At 67.4% G+C, this 4,884-nt stretch carries 3 protein-coding genes and 1 pseudogene; 3 read left to right on the top strand and 1 reads right to left on the bottom strand.

The window, feature by feature from the left end:
* Positions 1-113 precede the first annotated feature (113 nt).
* Positions 114-1,229, bottom strand: coding sequence for an ABC transporter substrate-binding protein (locus G3N99_RS34735; protein WP_174946469.1), 1,116 nt, complete (start codon positions 1,227-1,229; stop codon positions 114-116).
* A 166-nt stretch (positions 1,230-1,395) separates the two neighbouring features.
* Between G3N99_RS34735 and G3N99_RS34730 the strand changes: the two genes are divergently transcribed.
* The 3 genes and pseudogenes from G3N99_RS34730 to G3N99_RS34720 all read left to right on the top strand — a co-directional run.
* Positions 1,396-2,370 (top strand): AraC family transcriptional regulator, encoded by a 975-nt coding sequence (locus G3N99_RS34730; RefSeq protein ID WP_174986136.1) that lies wholly within the window; start codon positions 1,396-1,398, stop codon positions 2,368-2,370.
* Positions 2,371-2,486: 116 nt separating this feature from the next.
* Positions 2,487-4,649, top strand: coding sequence for a TonB-dependent receptor (locus G3N99_RS34725; RefSeq protein WP_206124627.1), 2,163 nt, complete (start codon positions 2,487-2,489; stop codon positions 4,647-4,649).
* A gap of 49 nt (positions 4,650-4,698) precedes the next feature.
* Positions 4,699-4,884: pseudogene (locus tag G3N99_RS34720) on the top strand (isochorismate synthase); the annotation flags it as partial.

The raw sequence follows: 4,884 nt of genomic DNA, 5'->3' as shown, positions 1-4,884 counted from the left end.
CCGGCCAGCCCGGTGCGTGCGCGGCGAGCGCGGGGGTGAGGTGGGCGCCGAGCGGGCCCGCGAGGCCGGCGACGAGCAGCGAGCGACGCATCGTGGAAGCGGGGCGCGGCATGTCAGGATCCTTCCTGCACCCAGTATTCGCCCTGCAGCGGAACCGGCTGGAAGCGTTGCACCATGGTGTCGAGCGTGCGGCGCGGGTCGACATCGGCGAACAGCGCCGGATGCAGCCATTTGGCCATGGCCTGCACCGCGACGACGTTGAACGGCGAATTGTAGAAGTGATGCCAGATCGCATAGGCCCGGCGCTCGCGCACCGCGCGCAGCGGCGCAATCTGCGGGCGCTGCAGCGACCGGTCGAACGAACGGGTCGCGGTGTCGCGCGACACGCCGGCGCCGAGTGCGATGCGCAGCGGCGCACTTTGCAGTGTCTGCGTCGAGCCGATCCCCGTGCCGATGTAGAAGTCGGGCTGGCGGCTGAGCAGGTATTCCGGATTCAGCGTGCCGTGCTCGCCGGGCACGCGGCCTTTCGCGATGTTGTTGCCGCCGGCGGCGTCGAGCAGGCGCCCCATCATGCCCGTCATCGTGTCGCAGCAGTCGCTCGACAGGCCGACGCGGCTTTCGAGGAACACGCTTGGCGCGACCGCGTGCGCGTTCGCGAGCCGCGTACGGACGAGATCGAACTGCGCCTGCCAGTACGCGTTGAAATCCGCCGCGCGCTGCGGCGCGCCGAAGACCTGGCCGAGCAGTGCGACGCTGCGCGTCGTATTGACGAGCGGGTCGTGCCGGAAATCGACGAAGACGATCGCAACGCCGGCGGCTTCGAGCCGCGCCAGCGTCTCGCGGTCGCGCTCGCCAGGGCCGTGGCCGCCGCCGAGGCCGAAGATCGCGACCTGAGGGCGCAGCGCGAGCGCGCGTTCGTCGCTGAAGCTGCCGGCCTGCGAGCGGCCGATGCGCGGCACGTCCTTCAGGCGCGGAAACCGTTCGAGCCATTGCCCGTAGCTGGCCGGATCGAGCTGTTCGAAATCGCCCATCATGCCGACGAGGCGACGGGTGGGATCGGCGTCGACGACCGCCAGCGCGGGTAGCAGGCGCCCTTCGCCGAGCAGCACGCGTTCGACGCGCGCGGGAATCCGGACCTGCCGACCGGCGAGGTCGGTCACGGTGGTGTCCGCGCATGCCGCCTGCGCGACGAACCCGCTGCACAGCCATGCGACCAGCATGGCCCACATTCCACTTGTCTTTCTCACGCGACTCCCGATACGATGTAAATGAGAACAATTCGCATTTGATTGTAACCGAGCAGTCGGACATCGCGGGATGCCGGCTGTTTGTTCCAGCGACGAAATGGTTTGTGCGGGCCCATCGCGCCCGACACACGCAACGGGGTATCAAGACATGACAGCGCAGACGTCAGCTGCTTTCCAATCCGACGGCCATCGCCACGACGCGCACGTTGCGCGAATCCGCGAGGTGCGTCCGGGCCTGCGCATCCACGCGGACGACGCGACCGACGAATTCGATGCGGTGATGTCGGGGCAGTGCACGCCGGGCCTGCATCTCGTGCTGCTGCTCGAAGGTGCGCTCGACGTGTCGTACGGCGACCGGCGCGTGGTGCTGACGACGGATGCGCACCGCGCGAGCCGGGCTCCGGTGCCGCGGCCCGCGGTGCGGATGCAGTCGTTCCTGCTCAACGCGGTGCAGCCGGATACGTTCCGCCGGCGGCTCAGCAAGGGCGGCTATGCACGGCGGCTCAGTCTTGCGATGTCGGGCGAGTGGCTCGCGCATCTGCAGGCGGCGAGCCGCGGCATGCTGCCGGAGCGGCTGGATGCGATGCTGTCCGCGCACCTGGCGATCCGCTTCTGGCAGCCGACGCCGCGTGCGACGGCACTGGCCGAGCAGATCGTGCGGCCGCCGACCTATCAGCCGATGCTGCAGGCGATCTATCTCGAAAGTCGTGTGCTGGAATTGCTTGCCGAGGCGTTCGCGCCGCTCGAGGCGGAGGCGGTGGACGCCGCACCGGCGCAGGATGCGGCGCTCGGATCGCGCGACTACCGCCGGATGGCGGAATTGCGCGCGTTCCTGGCGAGCGATGCCGCACAGGACTTGTCGCTCGACGCTATCGCGCGCCATGCCGGCATGAGTACGAACGCGATGCAGCGGCAGTTCCGTGCCGCCTACGGCACGACGGTATTCGACTTCATCCGCGAACATCACCTGCAGCGCGCGCGGCTCGCACTCGAGCGCGACGCGGTGAGCGTCAAGCAGGCTGCGGCGCTGGCCGGCTATACGAGCGCCGCGAATTTCGCGACCGCCTACAAGCGCCGCTTCGGCGTCACGCCGACGCTCGCGCGCCGCAGTGACCATCGCTGACGAGACAGCCGCCGTGACTCAAACGAGTTCGTAGCTTACGCAAAGATTTCGGCGCATTACATGTTTCATAATGTAAATGAGAATCAATCACATCATGAAACATCGAAAGCGCCACCATGTCGAGTCAAGCTGCACACTTTGCATTGAAGCCGGCCGTCGTTGCCGGCCTGTACCTGATGGGCGTGTCGAGCGCGTGGGCGCAGACGCCTGATCGATCGGCCGTGCCGACTGCCGCGTCCGCGGTCGCGGCACCGCCGGTTGCCGGCGATCCGCCGGATCCGGCCACGCTGAAGGCGATCGTCGTGACGGCAAGCCGTCGCGAGCAGGCGATCCGCGAAGCGCCCGCGAGCATCTCCGTGATCACCCGCGACGACATCGAGGCGAAGCCTTATACGTCGGTTGCCGAGATCGTCGGCAACGTCGAGGGGGTGAGCGTCGTCGGTGCGTCGCCGAACGACCAGGACATCTCGATCCGCGGGATGCCAGGCGAATACACGTTGCTGCTGGTCGACGGCCGTCGCCAGAACACACGTGAAACGATGAATCGCGGCAGTTCTGGCGTGCAGTCGAACCTGATGCCGCCGCTGTCCGCGATCGAGCGGATCGAGGTCGTGCGCGGGCCGATGTCGTCGCTGTACGGTGCCGATGCGATGGGCGGCGTGGTCAACGTGATCACGCGCAAGGTGCCGAAGCGCTGGGGCGGCACGATCACGGCCGGCAGTGTGTGGCAGCTCGAATCGAACCAGGGCGATACGCAAAGCGTCGACTTCTGGCTCGGCGGCCCGCTGAAATCCGACGTGCTCGGGCTGCAGGCGTCCGGTCGGCTCCTGCATCGCGGCGAGGACGATATCTACTACGCGAAAAGCGGCACGGGCGGTGCGAACGGGCAGCGGATCGGCAGCTTCGACGTGAAGCTGGCGGCGAAGCCCACGCGCAACCAGGACGTGAGCGTGAACATCGGGCGCGAGCAGCTCACCTACCTGAGCACACCGGGCAAGAGCGCGGCGCCGCTCACGCCGCGCACGGCCGCGACGGCGCTGACCGAGACGCGCCATGTGCGCGACTACTGGGGCATCACGCATGACGGCCGCTGGGGTTTCGGCAACACGACGCTGTCGCTCTATGGCGAGCGCGGCGTACAGGACCAGTGGACGCCGGCTGGCCGCGAGGCGATCCGGCCCGCGCTGACCGACACGATCCTCGAAGGCAAGGCCGAGGTGCCGTGGTGGGGCGAGCGCAACATCCTGACGGTCGGCGGTCAGCATATCTGGTCGACGCTGTCGGGCGTGGCGCGCCAGGATGCGGTGCCGCAGGGCCGTGCGGCGAACTCGGACCGGATCAGGCGCAATGCGTGGGCGCTGTTCGGCGAGAACGACTACTTCTTCAACGACCGGTTCACGCTGACGACCGGCGTGCGGCTCGATCACGACGATCGCTACGGCAGCCATGTGAGCCCGCGCATCTACGGCGTCTACAAGCTCAGCCAGGCGTGGACGGTGCGTGGCGGCGTGTCGACGGGCTTCCGGCCGCCGTCGTTGCGCCAGAGCACGGGCGGCTACTGCATGACGTCGGGCGGTGCGGCGGGGGCGATGCCCGGCACGCTGTGCGGCAATCCGGATCTCAAGCCCGAGACGAGCCTGACCGAGGAGCTCGGCGTGCGCTACGACCTCGGCGACACGTACGCGGGGCTGACGCTGTTCAACAATCTGTTCAAGAACAAGGTGGCCAGCTACGACACGGGCAAGGCCGATCCGCGCTCGCCGGGCCGCAACATCTACGTGTACGACAACATCGATCGGGTCAAGCTGTACGGACTCGAACTCGGCGCGGGCACGCGCGTGATGCGCACGCTGAAGGTGTCGGGCAGCTACACGCTGACGCAGTCGCGTCGCGAAGGCAGCGGTGAGAAGGCGTTCAATGGCAGCGCGCTCGACGGCTATTCGCTCGACAAGACGCCCAAGCACAAATTCAACGTGCAGGTCGACTGGACGCCGACCGCCAAGCTCGACCTGTACGCGACGGCGAACTACATCGGCAGCGAATACTGGGCGGCGTTCCGCAACGGCGCGCAAGGTGTCCGCGAACGTCCGTCGACGACGACCTTCGATCTCGGCGGCCGCTACCGGATCGACAAGCGTTTCTCCGTCAACTTCGCGGTGCTGAACCTGACCAACAAGATGGTTCCGATCGACGATCGCACGCGCACGACCGGCCTGAGCGGCAACTGGCTGGTCGATCAGGGGCGCCGCGTCGCGGTGAGCCTCACCGCCGAAATGTGACGACACGGCCGGTGCGATGCGCCGGCCCTTCAATCTGGAGATGAATGCGATGAATGCGATATCCCGTCCTTCCGATCTATTAGTACCTCAAAACATATGGGATCTGTATCGCGCCGATGCGCCGCTGTTTCTCGCGACACCGGCCCATACGCTGCTCGCAGCCGATCCGGCGGAAGCGATTCCGCACGCGGATACGCCGCTGGCCGCGCGCGTGACGGAGGCGCTGCGTCGTGCA

The sequence above is a fragment of the Burkholderia sp. Ac-20392 genome (assembly GCF_017104585.1).
Classification (GTDB): Bacteria; Pseudomonadota; Gammaproteobacteria; order Burkholderiales; family Burkholderiaceae; genus Burkholderia; species Burkholderia lata.
This window is presented reverse-complemented; position numbering and strand designations above follow the sequence as displayed.

Coding starts and splice junctions, on each gene's coding strand:
- G3N99_RS34735 (WP_174946469.1), bottom strand. CDS start 1,229: ATGTGGGCCATGCTGGTCGCATGGCTGTGCAGCGGGTTCGTCGCGCAG.
- G3N99_RS34730 (WP_174986136.1), top strand. CDS start 1,396: ATGACAGCGCAGACGTCAGCTGCTTTCCAATCCGACGGCCATCGCCAC.
- G3N99_RS34725 (WP_206124627.1), top strand. CDS start 2,487: ATGTCGAGTCAAGCTGCACACTTTGCATTGAAGCCGGCCGTCGTTGCC.